Annotated in this window: 13 protein-coding genes; 7 read left to right on the top strand and 6 right to left on the bottom strand. The window is 65.4% G+C overall.

Going from position 1 to position 25,923, the window contains the following annotated elements:
* Positions 1 to 203: 203 nt before the first annotated feature.
* From ACEN9T_RS08230 to ACEN9T_RS08220, 3 genes are all read left to right on the top strand, one after another.
* On the top strand, positions 204 to 1,106 hold the full coding sequence (locus ACEN9T_RS08230) for a helix-turn-helix transcriptional regulator (protein ID WP_175537130.1): 903 nt from the start codon (positions 204 to 206) through the stop codon (positions 1,104 to 1,106).
* 211 nt (positions 1,107 to 1,317) lie between these two features.
* On the top strand, positions 1,318 to 11,748 hold the full coding sequence (locus ACEN9T_RS08225; protein ID WP_413706065.1) for a LysM peptidoglycan-binding domain-containing protein: 10,431 nt from the start codon (positions 1,318 to 1,320) through the stop codon (positions 11,746 to 11,748).
* 101 nt (positions 11,749 to 11,849) lie between these two features.
* Entirely contained in the window at positions 11,850 to 12,365 is a 516-nt protein-coding gene (locus tag ACEN9T_RS08220; RefSeq protein WP_092972190.1) for a VirK family protein, read from the top strand.
* Positions 12,366 to 12,386: 21 nt separating this feature from the next.
* Here ACEN9T_RS08220 and ACEN9T_RS08215 read toward each other — a convergent pair whose 3' ends face one another.
* Complete coding sequence (locus tag ACEN9T_RS08215; protein WP_413706064.1) at positions 12,387 to 13,118, bottom strand: Crp/Fnr family transcriptional regulator; 732 nt, start codon at positions 13,116 to 13,118, stop codon at positions 12,387 to 12,389.
* A gap of 239 nt (positions 13,119 to 13,357) precedes the next feature.
* On the opposite strand from ACEN9T_RS08215, the gene ACEN9T_RS08210 reads away from it, so the two are divergent.
* The gene (locus tag ACEN9T_RS08210) at positions 13,358 to 14,440 is read left to right on the top strand and encodes an MBL fold metallo-hydrolase (RefSeq protein ID WP_413706063.1); all 1,083 of its coding nucleotides are present in this window, start codon (positions 13,358 to 13,360) and stop codon (positions 14,438 to 14,440) included.
* Positions 14,441 to 14,508: 68 nt separating this feature from the next.
* Here the strand turns inward: ACEN9T_RS08210 and ACEN9T_RS08205 are convergent, their stop codons facing one another.
* From ACEN9T_RS08205 to flhA, 4 genes are read right to left on the bottom strand one after another with little or no spacing between them, the layout of a single operon-like run.
* The gene (locus tag ACEN9T_RS08205; protein ID WP_045201919.1) at positions 14,509 to 15,270 is read right to left on the bottom strand and encodes an RNA polymerase sigma factor FliA; all 762 of its coding nucleotides are present in this window, start codon (positions 15,268 to 15,270) and stop codon (positions 14,509 to 14,511) included.
* Positions 15,271 to 15,278: 8 nt separating this feature from the next.
* Positions 15,279 to 16,067: a MinD/ParA family protein gene (locus tag ACEN9T_RS08200; protein ID WP_092972322.1), complete on the bottom strand. Its 789-nt coding sequence runs from the start codon at positions 16,065 to 16,067 to the stop codon at positions 15,279 to 15,281.
* Positions 16,068 to 16,080: 13 nt separating this feature from the next.
* Positions 16,081 to 18,000 carry a flagellar biosynthesis protein FlhF gene (flhF, locus tag ACEN9T_RS08195; protein WP_413706062.1) on the bottom strand — a complete coding sequence of 640 codons (1,920 nt, stop codon included), beginning with the start codon at positions 17,998 to 18,000 and terminating at the stop codon, positions 16,081 to 16,083.
* Positions 17,997 to 20,105: a flagellar biosynthesis protein FlhA gene (flhA, locus tag ACEN9T_RS08190; protein WP_252694455.1), complete on the bottom strand. Its 2,109-nt coding sequence runs from the start codon at positions 20,103 to 20,105 to the stop codon at positions 17,997 to 17,999. The genes flhF and flhA overlap by 4 nt, the downstream gene beginning before the upstream one ends.
* A 588-nt stretch (positions 20,106 to 20,693) precedes the next feature.
* Between flhA and ACEN9T_RS08185 the strand changes: the two genes are divergently transcribed.
* Positions 20,694 to 21,257, top strand: coding sequence for a YitT family protein (locus ACEN9T_RS08185; protein ID WP_413706061.1), 564 nt, complete (start codon positions 20,694 to 20,696; stop codon positions 21,255 to 21,257).
* A 58-nt stretch (positions 21,258 to 21,315) separates the two neighbouring features.
* Here the strand turns inward: ACEN9T_RS08185 and flhB are convergent, their stop codons facing one another.
* Positions 21,316 to 22,491 (bottom strand): flagellar biosynthesis protein FlhB, encoded by a 1,176-nt coding sequence (gene flhB, locus ACEN9T_RS08180; protein WP_092972195.1) that lies wholly within the window; start codon positions 22,489 to 22,491, stop codon positions 21,316 to 21,318.
* 369 nt (positions 22,492 to 22,860) lie between these two features.
* Here flhB and ACEN9T_RS08175 point away from each other — a divergent pair, with 369 nt between their 5' ends.
* Together ACEN9T_RS08175 and ACEN9T_RS08170 are read left to right on the top strand one after the other, a co-directional pair.
* A complete protein-coding gene (locus tag ACEN9T_RS08175; RefSeq protein ID WP_413706609.1) occupies positions 22,861 to 24,786 on the top strand; it encodes an arylsulfatase in 1,926 nt (641 codons plus the stop codon).
* Complete coding sequence (locus ACEN9T_RS08170) at positions 24,786 to 25,889, top strand: formylglycine-generating enzyme family protein (protein WP_413706060.1); 1,104 nt, start codon at positions 24,786 to 24,788, stop codon at positions 25,887 to 25,889. Before ACEN9T_RS08175 ends, ACEN9T_RS08170 begins: the two co-directional genes overlap by 1 nt.
* The last annotated feature ends 34 nt before the right edge of the window (positions 25,890 to 25,923 follow it).

Genomic DNA, 25,923 nt, shown 5'->3' with positions numbered 1-25,923 from the left:
TCAATGTACGCATTGTCGTCGCCGCCCCGCCGAAACGCGCCCCAGAACTGCGTTTTCCCGGACTGGGCGGTCGGTCAAAAGACCATGGCAATGCGCAGCAGCATCGGTTGTCGGGACCCGCGCATCGCATATCACGAACGGCAGCCCGCAAGGGCATCGTTGGGGGATCGTTTGCACAATCAAAACATCCGCCGGAGCCACGCATGGACCTCTTGCATACGCAAGACCTGGACCGCACGTCCACCCTTCGGTTCGATTCCGCCCTACCGGATTTCGAACTGGCCACCGAACAACCGCCCATCCAATCCCACGTCCGCTTCTTTACCGAAGAAGAGTTGACCGTCTGGCGCCCCGACGAGCCACCACGTGGCACCGTCAACCTGCTGGTTGAACTGCTTTCCTGCACAAGCGCCGCCGAACGCAAGATGCTCGTGCGCCATCTGCTGTTCGACATGGGCTTCGACTCGATGGTCTATGCCACTGCGCGCGCACTCAACGCCCGCTCGACGGCCCGCACCTGCCTGGTGAGCTACACGGATGAAGACTGGGCCCGCCGCTACTTTGAAGAACGTTTCTTTGAAGTGGACCCGCGTCGCGAATGGGTGACGCGCAGCGGCATGCCGATGATCTGGGAGGCCGATGACCTGCGTCGCGCCGCCCACGCCGAGCAGGACGCCGAACGCAAGCGCGCGTTCATCGAGATGTCGCTGGAATCCGGCGTCAGCAGCGGTGTGTTCATCGCACTGCCCGGCGCACAGCACGGCACACGTGCCGTGATCAGTCTGACATCAAGCGTGCCGGGCCGGCGCTGGATGTCGGATGCGGTCACCGGTCGGGCGCTGGTGCTGGCACTTGGCATCCACCAGTTCATCTCTGACTACACGAGCATGTCGCGCACGCTGCTCGGCATGGGCCGGAGCATTTCGCAAACACAGAAGCGCGTGCTGGAGTGCCTGGCCCGAGGCATGCGCGACAAGGAGATCGCCAGCCAGCTCGACATCCCCGTGCACAACGTCGATTACCACCTGCGGCGCCTGCGTGGGGTGTTTGGCGTGCGCAACCGCGTGCAACTGATCGAAGCGGCGCTGGAGCAACTGGCGTTCTAGCAGGCGGCGTTCAAGCGCGCACGCAAGCGGACACTCGAGCGGCGCGGCACGCATATGGCACCGTATTCCAGGGCGGCTTTGTGCCAACAGCGCAGGCGCCCTTACGGAAAGTCGGCGTTGTGTGGCATGCGGCGCGGCCCCAGCATGAACCGGTGTGGCGTGCGTTGCAGATGCTCCGAGCGCACCCACTGTTCATCTAGGAACGGCGTGCATGGGACCGAACTGGCCAGACGGCATCAAACCCCCGGATAGCGTTCTCGAGGCGCAACGCGAAGCGCAGGCCGCCTATGCCCGCGCCCAGGAACAGGCAGCTGCCGCGCAACGGCAAAAGGCGGCCGAAGACGCGCACAAGGCCACGATCGACCAGCTCGGCAAGCTGAAGCAGGCCGGCAACCCGACTGCGCTGAACCAGGCCGTGAGCGCCGAAATGGCCGCGCTCTATACGCAGGCGCACAACACGCCGTACAACAGCGCCGACTCCAAGCAGTTTGCCGAAGCGCTGGCACTGCTGCAGAGCGCGCACGATAAAACCAACGCCGACACGCTGTTCGCCTCGGCCTGCGCAGATGCCGCCATCGACCGCGCAAACAAGGCCACCAATGGACCGAAGCAGGACTACGCGGCCGCCATGCGCTCGCTCGCCGGCGACCTGGACGTCAACCACGCCACGCCGGACGTCCTCAACTTCACACTCGGCGACACGCGCACGCGTGACATCGCCAACCACGCGCGCGGCAGCTCCGCCGACGATCTGAAGAACATCGCCCAGGCCATCACGCGGCCCGATGCAAACGCGCCGGAACTGCTCGCCATGCTGGTCGACCAGCAGCCGCTGGAGACACTCACGAACCAGTCAGTCCGCGGTTCGGACCCTGCTGCAAAACACGACGCGCTGCTCAATGACCTGATGTTCATCAGCCAGCGCCTGCAGGGGGCGCGCAAGACCAGCTACTCGCCCAGCGGGCAGGAGTTGAACGATCGGCTGGCGCAATCGCTCGCGCATCGGCTGGAGAACGACCCGCTGCTCGACTACACCGGCAACCATCTGGACACTGCGGGTGAAACGTTTGGCATCAAGCAACTCGTCGACAAAGGTGCTGATCCGACCCTGATGTTCAAGGTGGCGGACCAGATCGGCCGCGACGGCCAGGCGGGCAAGCTCAATAGCCGGGTGGAAGGCCTGTTCGAAGGTGGCACCCGCAACATCCTGCTCAAGGAACTGGCCGGCAAGGCGCCCGACAAGCCCGCACAGGTGCCCGTTCCTGCATCGATCAATCCAACGCAGATCCAGCAGATCACCGGCAAGATGCTCAGCAACCTGCCGGGCAATGGCAGCACGCTGGCACCGGGCGTGGACCCGCTGCAATACGCGGCCATCCTCACGCGGCTGCAGGCCGGCGCGCACGTCGACCCGACGGCATTCCAGACCGCAGCAACAGCGGCGCAAGAACAGCTCAAGCCCGAAGACCCGCATATCGATGCAAACCAGCGCACCGACGATGCCATCGGGCAGGTCAGCAACCTGCACCTGTTTGCGGACACACCGGCACCGGCCATCCATCAGATGCTGGACGCCACGCCGGTGCAGGAGGATTCCCCAGCACTGCAGGCCGATCGACACCAGACCGACCAGGCGTGGAACGACCTCACGCAAGCGCAGATCCGGCAGAAGCAAGCCGCCGATAGCCATGGCGACGTGACGAGCGCCAACCAGGCACTGGCCACCGCCACCACTGCTTACAACAAGGCCATCGCTCAGGAACTCAAGGACACGTATCCGCAGATTCCCGGCGACGATCTGCTGCGTTATGGCCTGAACGGCGTCTACCAGAACGATCTGCAGGCCGCCGTGCAACAGCTCTACCAGCATCACGATGCGCAGGTCCCGCAGTTGTCAGGCACCTACCTGCAGGCGGCCATCGTGACGGAGCTGGTGGACAACACCATGCGCAGCACGCCGCCGGGCCAGGGCGCGGAGGCCCCCGAATACAAGGGGCTGGAAGCGCTCAAGCAATACACGGCAGCCATGGGCAACGCGCCGGGCGGCAATACCGTACGCGACGCCATCCTCGGCGACAGCCGCATCCAGCACATGCGGCAGAACGTGGTGAACACCGTCATCGACCCCATGCGTGGCGAGCCGCAAAACCGCATCAAGGCGCTGGACCAGATGAGCCACATGCTGTCGTCGTATCTGCCGGTGGATTTCGACCACGCCATCCAGAACGCCGTGGAGAACGACCCGACCGTGCAGCACATGGTGGACGAAACCGCTCGGCTCACCACCACGCTGCCGCCGGCCGACGGCATCGCGCGCACCGCAGACCTGCTCGACAGCCTGGCCACCACGCCCAACCTGATGGCGCGGCTCTATGCGGTTATCGATCCGCCCGGCGGCAAGCCGCCCTCGGCGATGATGAACTGGATCGCAAACCACCCTCGCGACCAGAAGGCCGTGGATTACTACCGCAACCTCGCGCGCATCGGCAATCGGCTGTTCAACGGCGGACTTATCTTGGGCAATGGCGAGAATGCACTCGTGGATGGCTACGGCCGCCTTGTCCACGCATTCCAGCAGCGCCTGACCGGCGACAAGCCCGTGCTGTCGGATTACGGCGGCACCCAGGCCGGCATGCTGAGCGTGGACATGAACCTGATGCCGACCATCAGCAAGGCGCTGGAAGCCGGGGCACCGCCCAAACTGTTCCTCTCTGCGCTCAACGGTTACAGCTACCGCGACAAGGCCGGCGCCATGACGCAAGCGGCCGCTGGCATTGCGCCGACCGACCGCGTGGTCGATCCGATGAACATGGCGCTCCAGGATGCCAAGGGCGAAGCCGCATCGGACGACAGCCCCGCCGCCAAGGTCAACCAGTCCTTCTCGTCCGAATTCCAGCAACTGGCCAAGGCCAGCGGCCTGGCACCGCGCAGCTTCGCCACGTTTTCCGATTTCAGCGACTACGTCGGCCAGCAGGCCGGCATCAGTGCGCGCACGCCCGTCACCGCGGCCGACTGGCAGGCCGTGCATGACGGCACATTCCGCTACTACGACCCCAACCAGCTCGTCTACCGCAACCAGGACGGCAGCGGCACCACGCTCGACGACCTCGCCCGTGCAGCGTGGCAGGCCGGCGGCGGCGACACCGGCCCCGTCACCGTCACCGGGCTCACCTTTGTGCTGGCCGAAGGCAGCAACGACCCGCAGCAATCCGTGCTGCTCGACGTGCGCCGCGACGGCCACGACCGCTACGTCAGCGCCAGCACCGACAAGGCCCACAAGACCCGCGTGTACGACAGCTGGAGCGACTGGGTCAGCAACAACGATTTCGGCATCGGGCAGGTGTCGTATCTCGTGGGCGGGCAGGCAACCTTTGACGACCAGGGCAACGCCATGGCGCTGGTGGCCACGCACGAGACCGGCCACGAGCCGTGGCTCACGCCCGAGACAGCGATCATGATCAGCGCGGCCGTGGTGTCGATGGTGGCGGCACCCTTTGCCGCGCCCGAGATGGTGCTGCTGGCGATGGCCGCGCGCGGCACGATGTTCGCCATCGGTGCCATGCAAACGAGCGAAGCCGCCGTCCGCGTGCTGGAACACCCCGACAACGCCGCGGCCTGGGCCGATGCCGGCTTTGCCCTGCTCATGACCGCCACCGATGGCATCGGCACGCTTGGCAAGATCGGCCGGGTGGGCATGATCGGCCGCACCGCCGACGACGCCCGCGCGCTCGAACGCTGGATGGCCGCACGCCCCGTCAAGGGCTTTGCGGACGAGGTCAACACCTTTGCAGAAGACGTGGGCCGCACGCCGCTGTTCAAGGTCGCCAAATACGGATCGATGGCCGGCATGGGCTGGAACATGATCCAGACCGGCGCGCAATGGAACCAGATGACGCACCAGCAGCGCGCCGTCGCCATCGGCCAGACCTTCGGCTTCCTGGCCGCAGGCATGATCGAACAGCCGGGCGAGGCGCTCATGCTGCGCAAGGTCGCGCGGCGCAACGGCAACGCGGTCGGCACAACGTACGCGCCGATGAACGCGGAGCAGGCGGCCGTCGCCGACAAGTGGCTCGATCAGCTCGACGCATTGACGCCCAAGTCGGGAGAGGCTCTGCACCCGATCGTCGAAAAACTCGGCGTAGATGCCTTGGATCATCTGCGGGAGGCGCTCATCCGCCGCCTGTTTGACGCGCCGGCAGTAGAGACTTTCGGCCAGCTAGCCGTCATGCACGATGAGGCTGCCGTGCTCGCCAACACCGCGGTACCCGTCGCGGCCTTGAGCGGCAACGTGATCCAGCTCGATGGCAACCAGCACGACAAGGCTGCCCATACCGAACCGGAGGTGCTTCCCAGCGATCGCTCGCGGCGTTATGGCACGCCCGGGCTGCATTTCGAGGACCTGGCCGACGCACGTGTTCCGGCTGGGGAGCGTGCTGCCATCCTCGACGACCTGCACGAGGAGATCAACCGGCTGTATCTGTACGGCGGTGAACCGCACACGGGCATGGGGATGGTCGTCTCCCGCGCCACGCCCGAAGAAGTGCAGCAGCATGGCCTGGATGCGCGGCAGATCCATCGCAACGTAACGGCCTTCGGCTTGCTGATGCACATGGAGCCGGACGAGTATCTCTACCTGCTCCCGCTGGGCAACTTGCGCGTGTCGGACGAGCCCGTGGCCGGGCGGCGCACAGAGAACGGCAGGCCCGTCGCCGACGGCCTACCAGTGGCAAGCGTGCAGCCCGCCAGCAAAGTACTTGGCTATATTCCCTCTGCAACCGCCGGCCAGGGGGGGCCAAGGATCGAGCTGAACTACAACCCCGACGGCCCCATGCAACCGTACGACGGCAGCCTCGCATTCCTGCCGAACGTCTACCGTGCCGCCAGTGCCGACACGCCCCATATCAACCTGATCGATCCGGAGTTTCCGGACTCCGCGCCGTTCCTGCTGCACTTCCCGCAGCGCCGCGCCAACCTGAGCGGCGTACCCACCGACGTGCCGATTCCGTATGGCAGCCCGGCACCGGGCAAGAGCGGTATTACGTCGGCCTATGTGATCGCCGGCGAGGTGCAACACCACGGCATCTGGCTCGATGTGGAATCGGCCTACGGGGCCATCGCGAACATCCCCGCCGGCTTGCCAATGCGACAGTCCGATCACGGGCTACAGGTGCGACTGGACGGTGTCGCGCTGGCCGAACGCGTGTGGGACGACCCAACCTTCAGCATGGAGACGACCAGCAACATCGTCGTGCTCGGCTGCGATGCCTATTCGGGGACGGTGCCCCCGTTGCTGGTCACTCTGTCGAACGAACTGGGTAACCGCATCCGTCAGTACCGCAGCGCCGCCGGTCTTGAGGCCGATACTGGCCCCGGTATCCGCGTGCACGGCCAGGACGGGATCGATTGGCTACAACGTTCCGACAGCGCAGAAGGCGGCCGCCGGCGAGTCATCAACGCCCATTTCGATGGCCAGACGCACGGGGTCATTGCGCTACCCATCGTTTCTCGTACCGATACGCTCTACGAACAGGTGAGGCAGCGCCTGGGCATGGTGCGTGACGGCGATGAGCCGCTTTTTCCAGACGGCCATTCAACAATGGCGCTGCTCAAGGGCGCCCACGACCAGATCAGGGCTGCCAACAATCTTGCACAACATGGCACACCCTCGGGGGCCTACAGAACAGTCGACGATCCGTTAGAACGCCGAGTGCCCTCGCCCATATCGCATGTGACGGATGCAGCCAATGAGCGACTGTTTGCACACGCGTGCAACGAGATTCTTTCACTGCTCAACGCGGAGCTGCCGGCTTCTGTGCTGGAGACTCGTGTTGCCGCTGCGCTGCGCAATGTTGTCGCCCATCCGAAGCCGCGCTACAGCGGGCATGTTCCTGCCATGCCCGCGCTCGGCAAACCTCGCTCCGTTTCACTGACCCTCCATGCCAAAGGCACGCCGGATCCCGCTACGCCCTCGGTCCTCGTCAACGGGCGGCCCGCCTACGACTGCACCGCTTGGGACGACTTGCCCGCGCAACCCCTGCTCATCAACGCGAGCACGGTCTTCCACGACAACATGCACTTTCCGAAGGGCATGGTTGGCGCTGCGTTCGACGGGCACGGCCCCATCGTCAACAGCGCGGACAATGCCCTCCTCACGCCGTTCGACATTGCTCGCGCGCTGATCGACACACCGTTTGATCGGATCCGTTTTGAAGGCACGACGCATACGCCCGACGCTGACGGCCCCAATGCGCAACTCACGCTGCGGCGCGTGCTGGAGATGAATCCCGAGATGGAGGCCCCCGGGTTCTTCGTTGCGCTCCAGCATGGCGGTGCGGTCATGCCGGAAGTGGCACGCTGGCTCGCCTTTCTGCTCAAGCGTGACAACGTGCGCGTGTTTGGCTTGGATGGGCAGCGCGCGCCGCTGTTTGGCGGCATGGTGAAAGACCCGGAGACCGGCAAGGCGGTCAGCGAACGTATACGCACGGTGCATGAAGACTTTAGCGAGGGCCGCATCGTCCTCTACACCGCAAAGGATGGTGCCGACGCGCCGGTGCCTCCGAAGATGATCACACCACGCGTGGCCGACATCGGCGCGCCAGCAAGCGGCGGCGCGCGATACGCCTTGCCGGACGATGTGCTGATCATCGAGGGCAAGCTGTTCGATGGCGATTCAAACGCCATCTGGCTTGACGGCGTTCATGATCAGCGCGGGGAGACCCAGCCATCGATCTTTTCCGCGAAGGAGTTGACGGATCTGATCCAGGAGCGCCTGTCGGAAAAGAGGTTCGAGCGTCCGGAAACCGTCCCGGTCGTGCTGATGGTCGACAAGGGTCTGCCGCTGGGCCAGCGCCTTTCCGAAGCGATGCCGAATCCGGTGTTCTCGACGGAACACGCCATCGACCGCTCGCAAATCCATAACCCGGATTGCCGCGTGGTGCCCAAACGGTCGGATGACCCGGCGTTTTCCGCTTCGCGCCGACCGGGTTGGACGCTGGAACCGAATGGCCGTGCGTGGCCGCCTTCCGAAGAAACGCCTTACGTAGCGCCTACCGAGGTGTCATCCGAGCCACGAACACTACAGGCAACCCGAGAAACACCGCCCGACGAAATGCCGGGCGATCCGGACGTCATCGCGCTCGACAGTGGCGGCGGTCCGTCTGCATCGCAACCGGCGTCGTCCTCCGGCGAGGCCAGCCCAAGCCCGGCCACCCATCCGGTGCCACCGGATAAACCGCTCAGCAAGTTCAAGCGCGTCTCGCGGCATTTGGCAGACCTGCCCGCCCGCGCCGCCGTCAGCGCCATTGCAGGCCCACGCCGCATACTCGCCCGCATACCGATGCGCACGGCCGCAGAGCGCGTGGCAAGAGGGCGCGCGCTGCATGTCTCGGGCGAGAACTTCCATCTGCTCGCCATGGCACACCGTCATGGCGCGCTGGATAGCACACAGCAATTCACCTACGCGTTCACGCGCGAAAAAGACGGTGAGCCCGTACTGCGCGGGCAGGTTGTGTTTGACGAAAAAGGTGTGCCGTCGTGGCGCGCGCTGGATGCGGACAAGGGCGAATTTGTTACCGATCCGCAACCCATGACCGACAACACGTCGTACACCCCTGACAGATTGTTCGTGGTCAGTCAGCGCAAGCCTGCTGATGTGGCGAAGTGCCCAACCGTCCAGGACCTTGGCTCGAAACGCACCTATCGCGGCCTACCGCTCGCCGCATCGGATAAGGCATCGGTGCGACCGGAGTTCAGTTCCATCGTGGGTACCGCAGGCAAAGAGGGCAGCAAGATCACAGAGCGCGGAATCCGTGACGCCGACGCCCGGGGGTTCGCCGCCATCACGAAACGCTCCCGCCAGAACAGCAAGATTTCGTGGGGTTCGCGCGTCCGGCGCACCTTCAAGGAATCGTTGTTCGTGATGCGCGACTACCCCACCGTGGGTCTGCTGCGCGAGCAGACAGCGCTCAAGCTGCTGGAGAACGCATTCCGCAAGCTGCGTCATGCAGACCAGAGCAACCCTGCCCAAAACTCCGGCGTGACCGGCGAGATCAATCGCCGGCCTGTACGCGCCCGCCGAAGCCTCGCCCAACACTTCAGCGTGGCCAGTACGGCCGATCGTCGGGCCGCACGTGCGTACCTCAACCTGCCACATGAGGAACAGGACTGGATCACGCTGGCCGCGCGCACCATCTCCCCCTCGAATATCAAAACCGATGGCGAGGCGTTGCTCTGCAAAAACATCGGCGTGATCACCGCGATCCGGGTGGTGGCAGCAGAAAGCATGTTGTCGGCTGCCGGCCTAGGGCGTCCGCTGCCGCACGTGCGTCGCCTGTGGCAGGAGGCAACGCGCACACACGGCGATCTCTCATTCAATGAGAACGTCGGCGGGCTGGTCAACAAGGACGGTGTGATGGTCGTTGCGCTGGACTGGTTGAACCAGGACTCCGTCAACAAGATGCTGGACTTCTCTGCCAAGACGGGCGCGCAGGTTACGCTGTGGATGGACCCAGCCAACATGCGTGTCGGCACCGATGGGCGCCCGGTACCGGGCCCCAACCGCCCCATCAATATGGTGCGCTTTGGCAAAGCCTATGAAGCGTGGATGCACAAAAACCCCGGAAAGCATCCCTCGGTCAATGTCTTCGGAACCGGTAATGACAACGTGCTGGATCCGGTCGAAGGTATTGCCTCGCTCAAGGTGGCACGCACGCTCCTGGAAAGTGCTTACATGAGGGACGTTCACATCGCGCTGGACGGCACTGCGGATTACACACGTTCGCCGGAACTGACGCGGGCCACGGCCGAGTTGGTCCTCGAGAACGAGAACTGGAAGCGCATTCACCTCGATGCTGCACTCGGGCGGCCACTGAACCGTTTGACCAAGCAGGACATGGCCATCGTCTACGAACCACTGATGGAAGCGATACACGGCCTGATCAAGGAACGCAACCTGTCCCCCACACTCGAACAGGTGCGCTACGCGCTGTTCGCGGGCAACACGACGCACCGCGTCGAACAAGCCAAGTACAGCACGATCCAATGGGTGCGAGCGAACCGGGACAAAATCGGCGTGCAGTCCAACCCGCGTGCAGAAGCACACGCCCAACGCTGGCTGGATGCTTATGGCAAAGACGTGCGGAATCGCTATGAGCCGCCAATAGAGCCAGGGCGCCACGCCCAGCCAACCGACTGGGACAGCCTGATGACCGACCCGGAACTGGATCCTGCGCGCTATCAGGATCCAGGTGGCCTGCCGCCTATCCCGTTGGCCACGGACCGGGCCGACGCCATGCTGCGTGCCCTGGGCTACGGCCCAATGCACGCTCCGCCCAAGCTGTTCAAGCGCACCGATACGCCGTCTTCCGATGGGGCGCTCAACCAGCGGGCACTGCTGCAGATCGGCAAGGCTGTCGCCGCCGGCGTAGGGGGCGCGGCCCTCTCCGCCCTGCTCGTCAGCCTCGGCAAAATCGACTTGCGGGACTCGGCCTCGTTGGCCCGCGCGCTGCCCGCCTTCGGACGTACCGCACAGGACTGGCGGACCATCCTGAGCGCGAGCATCAAGCGTGGTGATACCGCGATGATCGAGAACAAGCTCATCGCGTACTACGCAGGCATTGAGCGCTACGCCAAGGCGCGAGACGTTTCACCCGAGCGCCTGCCCCACATTCGCGCGGTGATGGAAGAGACGCTCGCCGCGATCGGCATGCTGCGCGACCGGGCCAAAGCCGGTGCAAAGCCCCGGCTCAGCGAGGAAGAGCGCGATATCCACATCGCGCGCGTCACTTCCACCTGCCTGGAACTCGTGGACGGCTACCTCGGCCTGCCCGCATCCCAGATGCATTTCATGCACTCTGGCGTGCGCTTGGGCCAGCTGGGGCGTCTGGCATCCACGGTGGGCGGCGTGGTGAGCATCGGCGCGTGGGGCGGCATGATGCTGGAGGGCTTTGCACCGCCGGCGCTGGCCATCACCATGATGGCCGGCAGCACGCTCAACGCGTTCTACCACGGGCTGCTGCGCTACAGCTTCCGCCGTGGTTTCGACTACGGCAACAGCGATGTTGTCCGCTCGCTGGTTCATGGTTCGTACACGCTGTCGTCCGTTGGAACGATCGCCTCTGCGCTGACGCATGCGCCTAGCGTGGCGGGGGCCGTATCGGTGGGCGGTTCGGCGATCTACCTGATGTCGACGCTCAAGGAGGTCGCACCGAATTTCATGCCAGGGGTGCTTCGTGCCGGCGCGGGGCTCACTGTGCTGGCGGAGACGACCGCGCTGATCTCGGCCTGGGTCAACTCGGTGCAAGGAGCACAACCCACGCAGCCGAATCAACCGCCGCAGCAGACCGGCCCTGCACAGCCACCGCCGCACACGCCGGTGGTGCCGCCCCCGCCCCCCGTGCCGCCCGCACCGCTGACGCACCTTGTGCCCGCAGTCACGCACGATGTGCTGGCCGGAGAATCGCTCTCGCGCATCCTGCGCAACGAGGCGGACCGAGGCACGATCGTGGTCGGCCCGACGTATCGGGAATTGCAGGTCGTGATCGACGAGGTTGCGCGACTGAACCAGATTGCCAATCCCAATCTGATTCACATCGGGCAGAACCTCATCATCGTGCCGGCGCATCAGGCGCCGGGCCCCGGCTGAGCGCAGGCCCGGCGTGTTGTCCCGTCTACGCACCCGCGTAGTCGCGCACGCGCACGGGCCACCCTACGCTGCACATTCCCCTTCCCTCCGGAGCACGCTTCATGTCGAACCACCACGCATTCCGTTCCACCCTACCCGCCCTGCGCGTCGCCTTGATGTGCGCAGCCTTGACGGCACTGACGACGGCGCCTCAGCTCGCACAGGCACAAGTTGCACCGCGCCTGGCGGTGTCGCATTACGACGTCTTGCGTACAGAGTTGTTCTCGGGCATTCCGGTCACGGCGGTCTTCTCGCCATCGCAATGTCCCAATGGACAAGGCGCCGGCGCCAAGGCAGCCGCTCCGGTGGTGCATGGCGGTTTTGCGGTGCGCGACTTCATGGAAATCGAAGGCAGCAACATCGGCTTCTCTAACCAGCATCTGACGCTGCGCCCTGACGGCACACCGGTGCTGGAACTCGCGCAGTACCGCGTAACGCCAGACGACAAGGCCACGGTAACCGTGTCGTTCCTTTCGCCGCTGACGTACCAGGCTGTGTCCGCGCCGCAGACGTTCCAGTGCGCGATCGGCGCGGGCCTGGACTTTTCGATTGGGCTGGCAGGCCTGTTGCGGCGGTAATCGGATGCGGCCTGCGCGGGCTCACCCCTTGGCGATATCGCGCAGGCCAGGCAGGTCGAGCAATTCGATCTCGCCATAGGCGACCCTGAGAATGCCGCGCGCCTGAAAATCCTTGAGCACGAGATTGACCGTCTGGCGTGACAGCGCGAGCAGCAAGGCAAGCTGCTCCTGCGGCACGCGAAGCACGCGGCGGGTGCCGAGGCGCAAATCGCCGTAGCCGGCCGCCATCAGCAGCAGGCGCCGCGCCACGCGCACGGATGCCGGCAGCAGCGCCGTTTCTTCAAGCACGGAAAAAGCCAGACGCAGCTTGTGCGTCAGGAGCAACGCAAAAGCGTGCGTGTGCTGCGGCGCACGTTCGAGCAAATCCATCAGCGCGGTTTGCGGCATGTGCAGCAACACCGTATCGCCCTCGCCCCGCGCATCATGTGTGCGCGCCTGATTGTCGAACACGCCGATCTCGCCAAACCAGTTCACAGGTTCCAGCACGGCCAGCAGCGCCTCGCGGCCGTCGGCCGTGGTGGCGCGCACGCGAATGCCGCCTTCCACCACGCAATACAGCCCGTCGGGCGGATCGCCGCGGCGAAACAGCACCTCCCCATCGGCCAGCCGGCGCACGATCGCCATGTCGATGAGGAGTTCTTGCAGGGGCTTGCCCAGCCCGCCAAACCAATTGCTGGCGTGCAGGCGGTCTCGGTACAGCACGGCTGAGAGCGGGCCGGACGGTGGATTGCTTCGGGCGGGGGCGGAATCCATGGGCGCGGGGCAGTGGAATGTGGCGGATGCGACAGGCTCGAGGTTCAAGGCTCGAGGCGCGAATGCGTTGTCTGCGCCACCATCCGGCACGCGACGACACGCTCAGCGCATGGCACTGTCTACGACTGGACGATGATAACGACGGCACCGCGCGGACGTCCACGCCGTACTTGCGTAAGCTATGCGCCACCAGGCATGACTTCAGACAGTCCGCCCCGCCACCCCGGAACACTTCGCCCATGAAGAATCCCGATTACAACCCTGCCAAGCCGCACCACACGCCGGACGGATTCCGCAATCGCTATCCGCACCCGCGCCCCGACGCCGATTTCTGGCAATGGCAACGCGAGCGCCGCCGCCTGAAGCTGCCCAAGCCGCCCACGCAAGACCTCTCCTGCATCGCACCCAACCTCGGCGCCATCCACCAACCGCCCGCGCTGCCGCAACTCACCTGGATCGGCCACGAAACGCTGCTGCTGCAGATCGACGGGCTGAACGTGCTGACCGACCCGGTGTTCTCCAAGCGTGCCTCGCCGCTGCCGTTTGCCGGGCCGCGCCGCCATCAGCCGCCGGGGCTGTCGCTCAAGCAGTTGCCACATATCGACCTGGTGCTGCTCTCGCACAACCACTACGACCATCTGGACCGCGCCAGCGTGCGCGCGCTGATGCGCCAGCCGGGCGGCGCACCCATGTTCTTCGTGCCGCTGGGCATCGACCGCTGGTTTGCGCGCAACGTGCGCGGCACGCGCCTGGGCGGCGACAACCCCAACGTGCGCGCGTTCGACTGGGACGACGAAGCCCGATTCGGCCCCTTCACCGCGCACTTCTGCGCCGTGCAGCACTGGTCCGCACGCGGCCTGTACGACCGCAACCACACGCTGTGGGGCAGCTGGGCGCTGCTGCATCCGCGCCTGCGTTTCTGGTTCTCGGGTGATCTGGGCTATTCGCAAGATACACGCGACATTGGTACGCGCTTCGGCTACTTCGATGTGGCCGCCATTGCCGTGGGCGCCTACGAGCCGCGCTGGTTCATGAAGGCACAGCACATCGACCCGACCGAAGCCGTGCAGGTCATGCAAGACATCGGTGCACGGCAGGCAGTGGGCATCCACTGGGGCACGTTCGAGCTGACGGACGAAGCGCTGGACCAGCCCATCACAGACCTTGCCAATGCGCTGAAAGCGGCCGACGTGCCTGCCGAGCGTTTCGTGCTCTTCAAGCATGGCGAGACCCGAGTGTGGGATTCCGCCGTCTCACGCCTTGTGACCGACGCCCCAAAAGAAAAAGCGCGGCCGCGAAATGACTCGCTGGCCGCGCAGTAAGAAACTGGCAGGTCAAGCACAGACCAAGCGTCGCGGGCTAAAGGCGGCGGCGCTCGGTTGACATCAGATCAGGTTGGCGTCGGCAGCCATGCGCGATCACGCAGGCGCGAGCGGATGCGGGCGATGGCCTGGCTGTGGATCTGGCACACGCGCGATTCCGACACGCCCATCACGGCGCCGATTTCACGCAGGTTCAGATCCTGCTCGTAGTACAGGCTCATCATGAGTTTTTCGCGCTCGGGCAGCGCCTCGATGGCAGCAACAACCGATTCGCGCAGGTCGTGGTCCAGCAGTTGGTCCAGCGGCGTGGCGTCGTTCTCGGGCGCGCGGTTCTCGATGAAGGCGTCAGCGTCTTCGCGGTCGAAATCTTCGTAATACAGCAGCTGGCTGCCTTGCAGGTCGACCAGTTGCTTCTGGTATTCGGCCAGCGACATGCCCAGTGCGGCGGCAATCTCGGTTTCGGTGGGCGCGCGGCCCTTCTGCTGCTGCAGCTTCTGGATCGCCTGCTCGATCGTCCGTGCGTTGCGGCGCAGGCCGCGCGGCAGCCAGTCGGAGCCACGCAGTTCATCCAGGATCGCGCCGCGAATACGCTGGGCTGCGTAGAACTCGAACTGCACACCCTGCGTTTCCTCATAGCGCGACAGCGCGTCGAGCAAGCCCATCATGCCGGCCTGGATCAGGTCGTCCAGCTCAACGCTGGCGGGCAGCTTGACCATCATCTGGTTGGCAATGCGACGCACCAGCGGTGCGTACATGGCCATCTCGTCGGACTTGGTCTTGCGACCGGTTGCGGTGTACATATTCATGCCTGCCTTTGACGCTTCGTTCATGCTGCGCCTCAATAAACCAATTCGGCCGCGCGTGCGGTGGCGCGGGGCGTCGCAGTCGAAGTCGATGCCGACATTGACGTTGCTTGCGCCGATTCATCTGCCGGCTCCTCAGCCGGTGCCCGCGCCGACATGACCACCCGCGACGGCGCACTGCCATCACCGGCTTGGGCCTCGGCGCTGGCCCAGCTCAACATTTCTTCGGCAAGCTGGCGGAAAGCCATGGCCGAAGGCGATGCGGGAAACGCGCTCGCTACGGGCTTGCCGAGCGAGAGCGCAAGTTCTACGTGCCGGTCCTCAGGGAGGTAGCCGGCGAAATCGATACGGGTGTTCAGGTACTGGCCCACGGTATTGGCCAGGTTGCCGAACACGCGCACGGCGGAATCCACCGAATGCGCGCCGCACACCACGGTGCGGATGCCAGCGCTGCCTTGCAGCACGGCGGTTTTCTTGAGCAGCGTGTACGCGCTCTTGATGCCTTCCGGGCCATCGGAGAAGGTCAGCAGCACGTCGTCGCAGGCTTCGGCTGCGGTGCTCAACGCACGCGTTCCGAAATGCGCCGCCACGAGCGTCACATCCGCCGTCTCGTCGTGCTGCTCGAGCACCCCGGCCATGGCCAGCATGGTCTGGGCGTTCACCACGGCCGTGTCGCGGCCCATGGCGGACAGCGCGATGCGCAGGTTGTCGACAAAGTCATCGACCTGCTCTTCCGCACCGATCACCAGCACACGGCGGGCAGCGGCATGACCGAGCATGCGCCGCAGCCCTGCGGCTTGATCCTTGGCGAATGGCGTCGTCATGGTCGCCCCCTTGTCAGGCGAAATCGAAAGCGGCCAGGCCAGGTTCGCGGTTACGCGCAGCGCCTTGCGCCACGAGCAACGATTCATCCGAATCCAGCGTGAACGACGACTGCTCCGCACCAGCCCGGAACGAGCGATGGATCAGCAGCTTCTTGTTCGGCACCGCAATGTCCTCCGGCACACGCTGGCCGTACGACACGTAGTGCAGCGGCAGGCGGCGGCGGATCATCACGTCCATCGCGTGGCCCACGGAGGCAGCCTCGTCGATCTTGGTCAGGATGCAGCCGGCCAGGTTGGCGTCGCGGTAGGCACCCACGACTTCGTCGAGCGTCTTGCCGTTGCTTGCAGCGTTCAGCAGCAGCAGGCGCTTGATCGAAGGACCCACGGCATGCAGCATCGCCATCTGCTCCGACACGGCGCGGTCGCGCTGGCTCATGCCGATGGTATCGATCAGCACCACGTGCTTCTCGCGCAGATCGTTCAGCGCCAAGCTCAGGTCTTGCGCGTCTTTCACGGCATGCACCGAGACGCCCAGGATCTTGCCGTAGATGCGCAGTTGTTCATGGCCGCCGATCCGGTAGCTGTCGGTCGAGAGCAGTGCCACACGCGATGCGCCATGGCGCAGCACGAAGCGCGCGGCCAGCTTGGCGGTCGTGGTGGTCTTGCCCACGCCGGTCGGGCCCATCAGGGCAAACACGCCGCCCTGGTCGAGCAGGCTGTTTTCATCCGACACGGTGGTCAGGTTCTTTTCAATCGCGCGCTGCACGAAATCCAGCGCGCCTTCATACGAGTCGTGCTGCGGCATGTTCTCCAGCACGTAGCGCGTGAGCTGTGCCGAGAAGCCTGCGTTGAGCATGGTCTGGAACAGGCGCGTACGCACCGGGTCGCCCAGCTTGACGCCCAGCGAGGCCAGGCTCGACATGGCGTCGTTCAGCGTGCTCTTGAGCGTTTCGATCTCGCCGACCATGCGGCGGGTCATCACGTCGGTCTCGGCGCGGATGCTTTCCTTCACGTCGGCCTGGATGGCCGAGCGCTGCAGGCTCACGTCGTCACGCGGGGCTTCGGGCTTGGCCATCGTGTCCTCCACGCGGACGAAAATGTCGGACGACTTGGGGGCGTCAGTGCGGGCGTCGGCTTGCGCCTCGCTGCGCCCGTTCACGGGGGCTTCGGCCTTCTGTTGTTCTGCACGGAGGTTGCGGGCCTGGGCTTCCACGCGCTCGGCAAAGCTGCGCAGCGAAACCGGGCGGTCATCCTGCTCGCGTGCCTGTTCACGCGCTTGTTCGCGACGGGCGGCAAAGCGGGCGGTCGATTCCATCTCCGGCTCGTCGTCTTCCACAGCGGTGCGGCGGGCGATGAACTGGGCGGTGCTGGCCAGGGCCTGCGCCGCAGATTGGGCAACCTCTGCATTGGCACGGTCCAGCGACAGGCCGGCCAGCATGCGAGTGGATGCTGCCAGCGCATCTTCTTCACCGAAGGCCACGTCGTCATCCACGCGCGTTTGCAGCGTGCGGCCGGCCGGCTTGGCTGCTTGACTGACTGGAGCCACCGGAGCTGCCGGTGCTTCTTCCTGTGCGGGGGCGCGACGCGAAGCAATGAAGCGGTTGCGCAGACGGGCCAGCGCGTTGGGCGCCGGGGCCTCGGCCTGCGGGGCCGCTTCAGCAGGTGCCTGAGCGGCAACGACGGCTGCGGTTGCAGCGGCAATCGGCGCGGGCTCGGGAATCGGGGCCGGTGCCATCGGACGGCGCTGTGCCGTCTTGGGCGCCGACGACTGCGTGTCGACCAGCGCATCCACGTGCGAGTCGCATGCCGCGATGATCTCGATACCACCCGGAATGGCGCGGTTCGACAGGATCAGAGCGCCATCGCCCAGTTGGTCGCGGACTTTGCGCAGGACGTCACGCGACGTCAGTCCGGTGAATCGATGCATTTTCATGCGCGGCCTCCAAGCATGGCGACAACCTTAATCGTTCGGTGATCTGGAATTTCTGCGTGCGACAGCACGCGCAGGCTCGGTGCGGCACGCTTGAACAGGCGGGCAAGCATCGGGCGCAGTGCGGGCGGTACGAGCAGGACGCCCGTCTGACCCATCTGTTCGTGCTGCCGCGACGAGTCCGCTGCTGCTTGCATGAGCGAGTCAGCCAGTTGCGGTTCGATCGGGCCGGCGTTAGAGCCAACGACGCTTTGCAGCAAGATGTTCTCCAGATTCGGGTCAAGCGTGACGACCTGCATTTCGGTCTTGTTCGGGAAGAGCTGCTGGGCAATCGCCCGGCCCAGCGCCACACGCACGGCGGCGGTGAGTTCGGCGGGGTCTTGCGTCCTGCCTCCGTGTTCCGCCAGCGTCTCGACGATGGTGCGGATGTCGCGGATATGCAGGCCTTCGTCCAGCAGGTTCTGCAGCACCTTCTGCACGGTCGCGACGGGCAACAGCTTCGGCACAACGTCTTCGACCAGCTTCGGTGCTTCCTTGCCCAAATGATCGAGCAATTGCTGGACTTCCAAACGGCCGAGAAGCTCGGTGCTATGGGTGTAAATCAACTGATTGACGTGCGTGGCGATGACCGTGCTGCAATCCACCACGGTATAGCCCTCGGCCTGCGCACGATCGCGCACATCGGCGTTGATCCACATGGCCGGCAGGCCAAAGGTCGGGTCCACGGTGGGCGTGCCGGGCAGCTGCGTGCCCAAGCGACCGCCATGACCGCCCAGGCCATCCTGGCCACCCGGGTTGATGGCGAGGAACTTGCCCTGCTGCACTTCGCCGTGGCCGATTTCCACGCCCTTGAGCGTGATGCGGTACGACGACGGGCCCAGCTCCAGGTTGTCGCGGATATGCACCACCGGCGCCAGGAAACCCATGTCCTGCGTGAACTTCTTGCGGATGCCCTTGATCCGGCGCAGCAGCTCGCCGTCCTGGCTCTTGTCGACCAGCGGGATCAGGCGGTAACCGATTTCCAGGCCCAGCACATCGACCCACGACACATCGTCCCAGCTCGCCTCGGGCGTATCCACCGGGGCAATGGCCTGCAGCACGGGCTCGACCTCGGGCACTTCGCGCTTCTTCTTGAGATACCAGCCCAGATAACCCAGACCGCCGCCAAACAGCACGAACGGGATGTGCGGCATGCCCGGCACCAGGCCCAGCAGGCCCAGCACGCCGGCGGTCGTCATCAGCACCATCGGCATGGCAAACAGCTCGCTCGACAGTTGCTGGCCGACATCCTTGTCGGTGGAGACGCGGCTCACCATGATGCCCGCCGCGGTGGAGATCACCAGCGCGGGAATCTGCGCGACCAGGCCGTCGCCGATGGTCAGCAGCGTGTAGTTGGTGGCGGCGTGGCCCACGTCCATGCCGTGCTGGAGCACGCCCACGGCCAGCCCGCCGACGATGTTGATCAGCAGGATGGCGATACCCGCCACCGAATCCCCGCGCACGAACTTGCTGGCACCGTCCATGGAGCCGAAGAATTCAGCTTCCTGGGCGATCTCCGTGCGGCGCCTGCGGGCTTCGTCTTCGCGGATCAGGCCGGCGTTCAGGTCAGCGTCAATCGCCATCTGCTTGCCGGGCATCGCATCGAGCGTGAAGCGCGCGCTGACCTCGGCGATGCGGCCCGCGCCCTTGCTGATCACCATGAAGTTGATGATCACGAGGATGACGAACAGCACGATGCCGACGGTGTAGTTGCCGCCCACCAGGAAGTGGCCGAATGCCTCGATCACCTTGCCGGCAGCGTCGGGGCCGGTGTGACCTTCCATCAGCACCACGCGCGTGGACGCCACGTTCAGCGACAGCCGCATCAGCGTGGTGATCAGCAGGATGCTCGGGAACGACGAGAAATCCAGCGGCTTGAGCGTGTGCATGCTGATCAGCAGCACGATGATCGACAGCGCGATGTTGAACGTGAACAGCAGATCGAGGATGAACGGCGGCAATGGCAGCACCATCATCGCCAGGATCAGGATGATGAGCACCGGGCCCGCGGCGGAGCGGTAGTCGCCCTTGCGCAGGATGTCGGTGACTCGGAGCAGTGCGGCGTTCATTGGAGGGCGTGCAGCGGGGGGCTTTTCGATGGATGCCATCTTGCCGGGGGCACCGCCAAATCGAAGACGTGAGAAAGCCGCCCAAAAGGCGGCTTTTCTTTGAAATACCCTCCCACCGGGGGGTGCGCTTCTACCCCTTCACGCCGTCAAGGCAGCCGGCGGGGTGCGTCGTACCAGACTTTCATACAGAATCGCGTACTCAAATGAGCTGGGCCCATCCTGCTCCTCAACCGCACCCCTTCGCCCCCTCGCGCTGCAACAGCGGCCTGGTCGTATGCGCCATGCCGCCAAGGGCGCTGGGTATGGGACTTGCAAATCATCCTGAAACGCCGCCCACCAGACCCGGATCCAGGCAACACCGCACGAAGGTGGTGCAGTGTCCGGTGCGTGGATGCACCAACCCGATCATAGGCAACGTTCAATGAAGCGCCCCACCTCTGGATTACCGGACATACACGGTTGTTTGCCGGACCGGCCGTTCATCCGATGAGCGGCACCATGGACCATCAGCTTCATCACGCAAGCAGCACCGTTGCAGCAAGCAGTCCCCATGCAGCCCGACACACGATGCTTGAGGACATCTACGGCATGGCCGTCGGCATGATGTTTATCGTGACGGGGGTGGTGCTGCTCAGCGCGGCCGGACTCGTGACCGGTGGCATTGCGGGGATCGCGTTGCTCGTGTCGTATGTCGCGCCGCTGCCGGTCGGCACCATTTTCACGTTGGTCAACGTGCCGTTTTTCGTGTTCGCCTATTTCGTGATGGGCCCTCGTTTTGCCATCAAGTCGACGCTGGCCAGTTGTGGCATCACCCTCCTGCTTGCGGTGACGCGGCAGGCCTTACACATCGATTTTGAGAGCCCGCTGTTTGCAGCCGTGGTGGGCGGAACGCTCAACGGCATGGGGGTGTTGGCGCTCGCCCGGCATGGCTCCGGCGTGGGCGGCACGGGCGTTCTGACGCTCTGGCTGCAGCGCACGCGGGGGATCAATGCGGGGATCGTGCAGGTGGCCATCGATTCGATGATTCTGCTGACATCTCTCCTGGTGATCCCGACTGGCCGCGTGGGGTGGTCGGCACTGAGCGCAGTCGCCATGAGCGCGATGGTGATCGCATGGCACCGCCCGGGTCGATATAACGTCGTGGTGCGGTAGCGCCTTTCGGGGCCTCACCGGCGAAAGCGTCAGCATCAACGTTGGGATTGCCGATCCCTCAGGCGTTGCTGGTGACGTCCTCATCGGCATCGTCCGGGCCGGGTTGCGGCCCCGGGTCCATATCGGCAGGCACCGGCAGGTCGGTCGGGCGCACCGGGGCACGGCCGCCCACCTGATGCAGGCGGCGCAGCTGGTAGACATAGGCGAGCACTTCGGCCACGGCGGCGTAGAGCGCTTCGGGAATCTGGTGGCCGATCTCGGTATGGCGGTACAGCGCACGCGCCAGCGGGGGCGCTTCCAGAATGGGAATCTTGTGCTCCGTCCCCAGCTCGCGAATCTTGGCGGCCACCATGTCGGCGCCCTTGGCCAGTACGCGCGGCGCGCCGCCTTCCTTCTCGGAATAGCGCAGCGCCACGGCGTAGTGCGTCGGGTTGGTGACGATCACGTCGGCCTTGGGCACGTCGGCCATCATGCGGCGCTGGGCCGCCTGGCGCTGCAGGTTGCGGATGCGGCCCTTGACGTGCGGATCGCCTTCGGACTCGCGGTGCTCCTTGCGCACTTCTTCCTTGGTCATGCGGTGCTTGCGCGCGTATTGCCACAACGACAGCGGCACATCCACGGCCGCCACCAGCATCATCACCGCCGCCATGCAGAGGAAGGCCACGCCAGCCACGTGCAGGGTATCGCGCATGGCCACGCCCAGGTCCTGCTGCGGGAGTTCGATCAGGTCACCCCGGTAATACCGGACCAGCAACCAGCCCACACCGGCAATCAAAAACAGCTTGATCAGCAGGCGGGGCAGCTCCATCAGCCCCTCCAGCGAGAACATGCGCGTCAGGCCCTGTAGCTTGAACAGGCGCGAAATATCGGGGGCCAGCGGCTTGAACGAAATGGCCCCGCGCGTGAGCGCCAGCGGCGACAGCGCGGCAATCACCAGCATCAGCATCAGCCCCCCCAGCGCCATGGCCAGCGGCATAAACTGGCCCGTGACGTAGTTCCACTGGTCCTGCCCGCTGGTGTAGTTGTAGCGGTGGAACTCCAGGCAGCGCGCCAGAAACGACGACGCAGCCCGCACAATCGAGTCACCCATCACCCACAAACCGCCCGCGGACACTGCCGTCAGGGCGAACGAAGCCAGTTCCCGTGATCTGGGAACGTCGCCTTCCTCGCGCGCCTGCTCGAGGCGCCTCGGAGAGGCTGGTTCGGTTTTTTCGAGATCGCTGTCGTCGGACATGCCGGGATGCGAGGGGTGTAGGGGGTGGAATGAACAGCATCGGCCCCATGGCCGACCCCTGCATTATTCCGGCACCCCCGTCTGGTCGAAGCGTGGAAAAAGCCGCCCCGGAGCGGGTTTTTCGATGAAATGGCGCTGGCTGCGGCGCAAACGCCGTCCATTCAGAGCTGACGTGGGGTTCGCAATGGCGCGGCAACGGCCTGCCGACCGGGAAGACGCCTGTCCGTCATATCGACCTGCGGAAAACTTCGTCGCCTTATGCAGGGGGCGTCCATAGCATGACCCCTTCTCCAAACCAGAATGCAGAACGGACCAACCGTCATGTCACCCGATCGAGCCAACTCCCCTGCCTTGCCCTTGCGCCAGCGCATGCTGGCGGCCCTGCTCGCCACCGCCCTTGCCACACTCGGTGCGTGCGGCAGCGATTCGCCGCCCGGCACGTCCACGGCCGGTACCGACAACAGCACACCGGACACACCGGCCCGCAAGCCGAACATCCTGTACATCATGGCCGACGACCTCGGCTATTCCGACATCCACGCCATGGGCGGCGAGATCGACACGCCCAACCTCGACGCGCTGGTGCAGTCGGGCCGGCTGCTGACCAACCACCACGCGGGCACCGTCTGCGCCATCACGCGCGCGATGCTCATCTCGGGCACCGACCACCACCTGGTGGGCGAAGGCACCATGGGCGCGCCCAACGATGAGCGTGCCGGCCTGCCAGGCTACGAGGGCTATCTGAACGACCGGTCGCTGTCGGTCGCGCAACTGCTCAAGGACGGCGGTTATCACACCTACATGGCCGGCAAATGGCATCTGGGCAACGGCATTGCGGGCAGCGCCGCCAACCTCGGCAAGACGCCGGACCAGTGGGGTTTCGAGCGCTCGTATGCGCTGCTGCCGGGTGCGGCCAGCAACCACTTCGGCCATGAAAACGCCAACGCCAAGAACTACACGGAAGACGGCGCCTATGTGCAACCGGGCCAGCCGGGGCAACCGGGCGGCGCGGGCGGCAGCCCGGCGGTGTTCTATTCGACGGATTTCTACACGCAGAAGCTGATCAGCTACATCGACTCGCACAAGGGCGACGGCAAGCCGTTCTTTGCCTATGCGGCCTACACGTCGCCGCACTGGCCGCTGCAGGTGCCGGACCCGTGGCTGCACAAATATGCCGGCCGCTATGACGCGGGCTACGACGTCATCCGCGATGCGCGCATCGCGCGTCAGAAGGCGCTGGGCATCATTCCGGCCGATTTCACGCCGTTTGCCGGGCTGCCCGGCACGACCACGCGTTCGGCCGCATCGCCCAACAACGGCACCGCCAATGCGCGCTACATCAACGCCAACCACGGCCCTGCGCAGGGCTATACCGACTACGGCCCCGGCTACGTCAACAAGAAGTGGAGCGACCTCACGCCGCTGGAGCGCAAGGCGCAGGCGCGCTACATGGAGATCTACGCCGGCATGGTCGAAAACCTCGACTACAACATCGGCCTGTTGATCCAGCACCTGAAAGACATTGGCGAGTACGACAACACATTCATCATGTTCCAGTCGGACAACGGCGCTGAAGGCTGGCCGATCGACTCCGGCGCCGACCCGAAGGCCACCGATGAAGCCAACGCCACCGACCCGGTCTACTCCAGGCTCGGCACCGATAACGGCCTAGCCAACGCGCAGCGCCTGCAATACGGCCTGCGCTGGGCCGAGGTGAGCGCCACGCCGTTCAACCTTGTCAAGGGCCATGCGGCCGAAGGCGGTGTCTCGGTGCCAGCCATCGTGCGCCTGCCGGGCCAGACCCAGGCGCTGCCGCCCATCACGCGCTTCACGCATGTGACCGACAACACCGCCACCTTCCTGGCCGTGGCCGGCATTGCGCCACCCAGCACACCCGCGCAGCCGGCCGTGGACGGCAACGGTGTCGACCAGAACAAGGGCAAGGTGCAATACGGAGGCCGCGCGGTGTATCCGGTGACGGGCGTGTCGCTGCTGGCGTCGATCCGGCAACCTGCCGACGCAGGGCCCATCCACACGCAGCCCTTTGGCGACGAGTCGTACGGCCGCGCCTACCTGCGCAGCGCCGACGGCCGCTGGAAGGCGCTGTGGACCGAACCGCCGCTGGGTGCGGCCGACGGCCACTGGCAGCTCTTCGACATTGCCAGCGACCGTGGCGAGACCAACGATGTCTCTGCGCAGCACCCTGACGTGGCCGCCACGCTGTACCAGCAATGGCAGGACTACATGCGCAGCGTTGGCGGTGTGGAGCCGCTGCGCCCGCGCGGGTTCTACTGATGGGCGCCGTGGTACAGCAGCGCAGGTACCGGCGCGTGCGCTGGGTGTTGGCAGGTGCGGCGCTGGCCGCGGTGGCGACCGTGGCGTTGCACCCGGCCGGCGGCAACATGGCGGCCCGCGCTGCGAACGTGGTCACCGCGCACAGCGCCCCACGCCTGCCGCTGGGCACCACCGACGCCTGCGCACGCTACGCCGGGTTGCCGCCCGGCTGGCGGCAGGACACGCGGGCCGGCATGGTGCACGTGAGCAGCGGCAGCTTCACCTTTGGCACCACGCTCGGCTACCCGGACGAACGCCCCGCGCAGCGTGGTGGCACCGCCGCCCAGACGCGCGTGCGCGGCTTCTGGATCGACCAGACGGAGGTGAGCAACGCGCAGTTTGCCGCCTTCGTGGCCGCCACCGGCTATGTGACCGACGCCGAGCGCCAGGGCGGCGCGGTGGTGTTTCACGTGCCGGATTCGGCAGAGATGCAGACACGCCCCTATGCATGGTGGCGCTGGGTCAAGGGCGCGGACTGGCGCCACCCGACAGGCGCCGACAGCAAGCTTGCCGATGCCGACAACCAGCCCGTGACACGCGTCACCCAGGCCGATGCACTGGCCTACGCCCGCTGGCTGGGCCACGACCTGCCGACGGAAGCGGAGTGGGAATACGCCGGCAAGGCCGGCCGAGACGGAGCCGATCTTGAGAAAGCCCCGCGCGATGGCAGCGGCAAACCCGGCGCCAATTACTGGCAGGGCATTTTTCCCGTGCTGGACACCGCAGAGGACGGCCGCGCCGGCATCGGCCCGGTCGGCTGCTATGCCGCCAACGACTTTGCGCTGTACGACATGATCGGCAACGTATGGGAATGGACGCGCGACGCCTATACCGGCCCGCACCAGTCGCACGCCAATGGCGACACGAGCGCCGTGGCAGCGCTCGACCAACCGCAACGCCTTGGTCAGAACAACAGCCAGCCGAATCGGCCGGTGGTGATCAAGGGCGGCTCGTTCCTGTGCTCGCCGGATTTTTGCGTGCGCTACCGGGCCTCTGCACGCGAGGCGCAGGAAGCCGATCTGCCAGCCGCGCACATCGGGTTCCGGACCATCCTGCGGGATTGAAGGCAGCGGTATTTGCGGGATTTGCGGGATTTGC

This window comes from Ralstonia sp. Ralssp110 (genome assembly GCF_047325135.1).
In the GTDB taxonomy this organism is placed as follows: domain Bacteria; phylum Pseudomonadota; class Gammaproteobacteria; order Burkholderiales; family Burkholderiaceae; genus Ralstonia; species Ralstonia mojiangensis.
This window is presented reverse-complemented; position numbering and strand designations above follow the sequence as displayed.

Coding starts and splice junctions, on each gene's coding strand:
- ACEN9T_RS08225 (WP_413706065.1), top strand. CDS start 1,318: ATGGGACCGAACTGGCCAGACGGCATCAAACCCCCGGATAGCGTTCTC.
- ACEN9T_RS08215 (WP_413706064.1), bottom strand. CDS start 13,118: ATGGATTCCGCCCCCGCCCGAAGCAATCCACCGTCCGGCCCGCTCTCA.
- ACEN9T_RS08230 (WP_175537130.1), top strand. CDS start 204: ATGGACCTCTTGCATACGCAAGACCTGGACCGCACGTCCACCCTTCGG.
- flhF (WP_413706062.1), bottom strand. CDS start 18,000: ATGAAAATGCATCGATTCACCGGACTGACGTCGCGTGACGTCCTGCGC.
- ACEN9T_RS08200 (WP_092972322.1), bottom strand. CDS start 16,067: ATGACGACGCCATTCGCCAAGGATCAAGCCGCAGGGCTGCGGCGCATG.
- ACEN9T_RS08220 (WP_092972190.1), top strand. CDS start 11,850: ATGTCGAACCACCACGCATTCCGTTCCACCCTACCCGCCCTGCGCGTC.
- ACEN9T_RS08170 (WP_413706060.1), top strand. CDS start 24,786: ATGGGCGCCGTGGTACAGCAGCGCAGGTACCGGCGCGTGCGCTGGGTG.
- ACEN9T_RS08185 (WP_413706061.1), top strand. CDS start 20,694: ATGGCCGTCGGCATGATGTTTATCGTGACGGGGGTGGTGCTGCTCAGC.
- ACEN9T_RS08205 (WP_045201919.1), bottom strand. CDS start 15,270: ATGAACGAAGCGTCAAAGGCAGGCATGAATATGTACACCGCAACCGGT.
- ACEN9T_RS08175 (WP_413706609.1), top strand. CDS start 22,861: ATGCTGGCGGCCCTGCTCGCCACCGCCCTTGCCACACTCGGTGCGTGC.
- flhB (WP_092972195.1), bottom strand. CDS start 22,491: ATGTCCGACGACAGCGATCTCGAAAAAACCGAACCAGCCTCTCCGAGG.
- flhA (WP_252694455.1), bottom strand. CDS start 20,105: ATGAACGCCGCACTGCTCCGAGTCACCGACATCCTGCGCAAGGGCGAC.
- ACEN9T_RS08210 (WP_413706063.1), top strand. CDS start 13,358: ATGAAGAATCCCGATTACAACCCTGCCAAGCCGCACCACACGCCGGAC.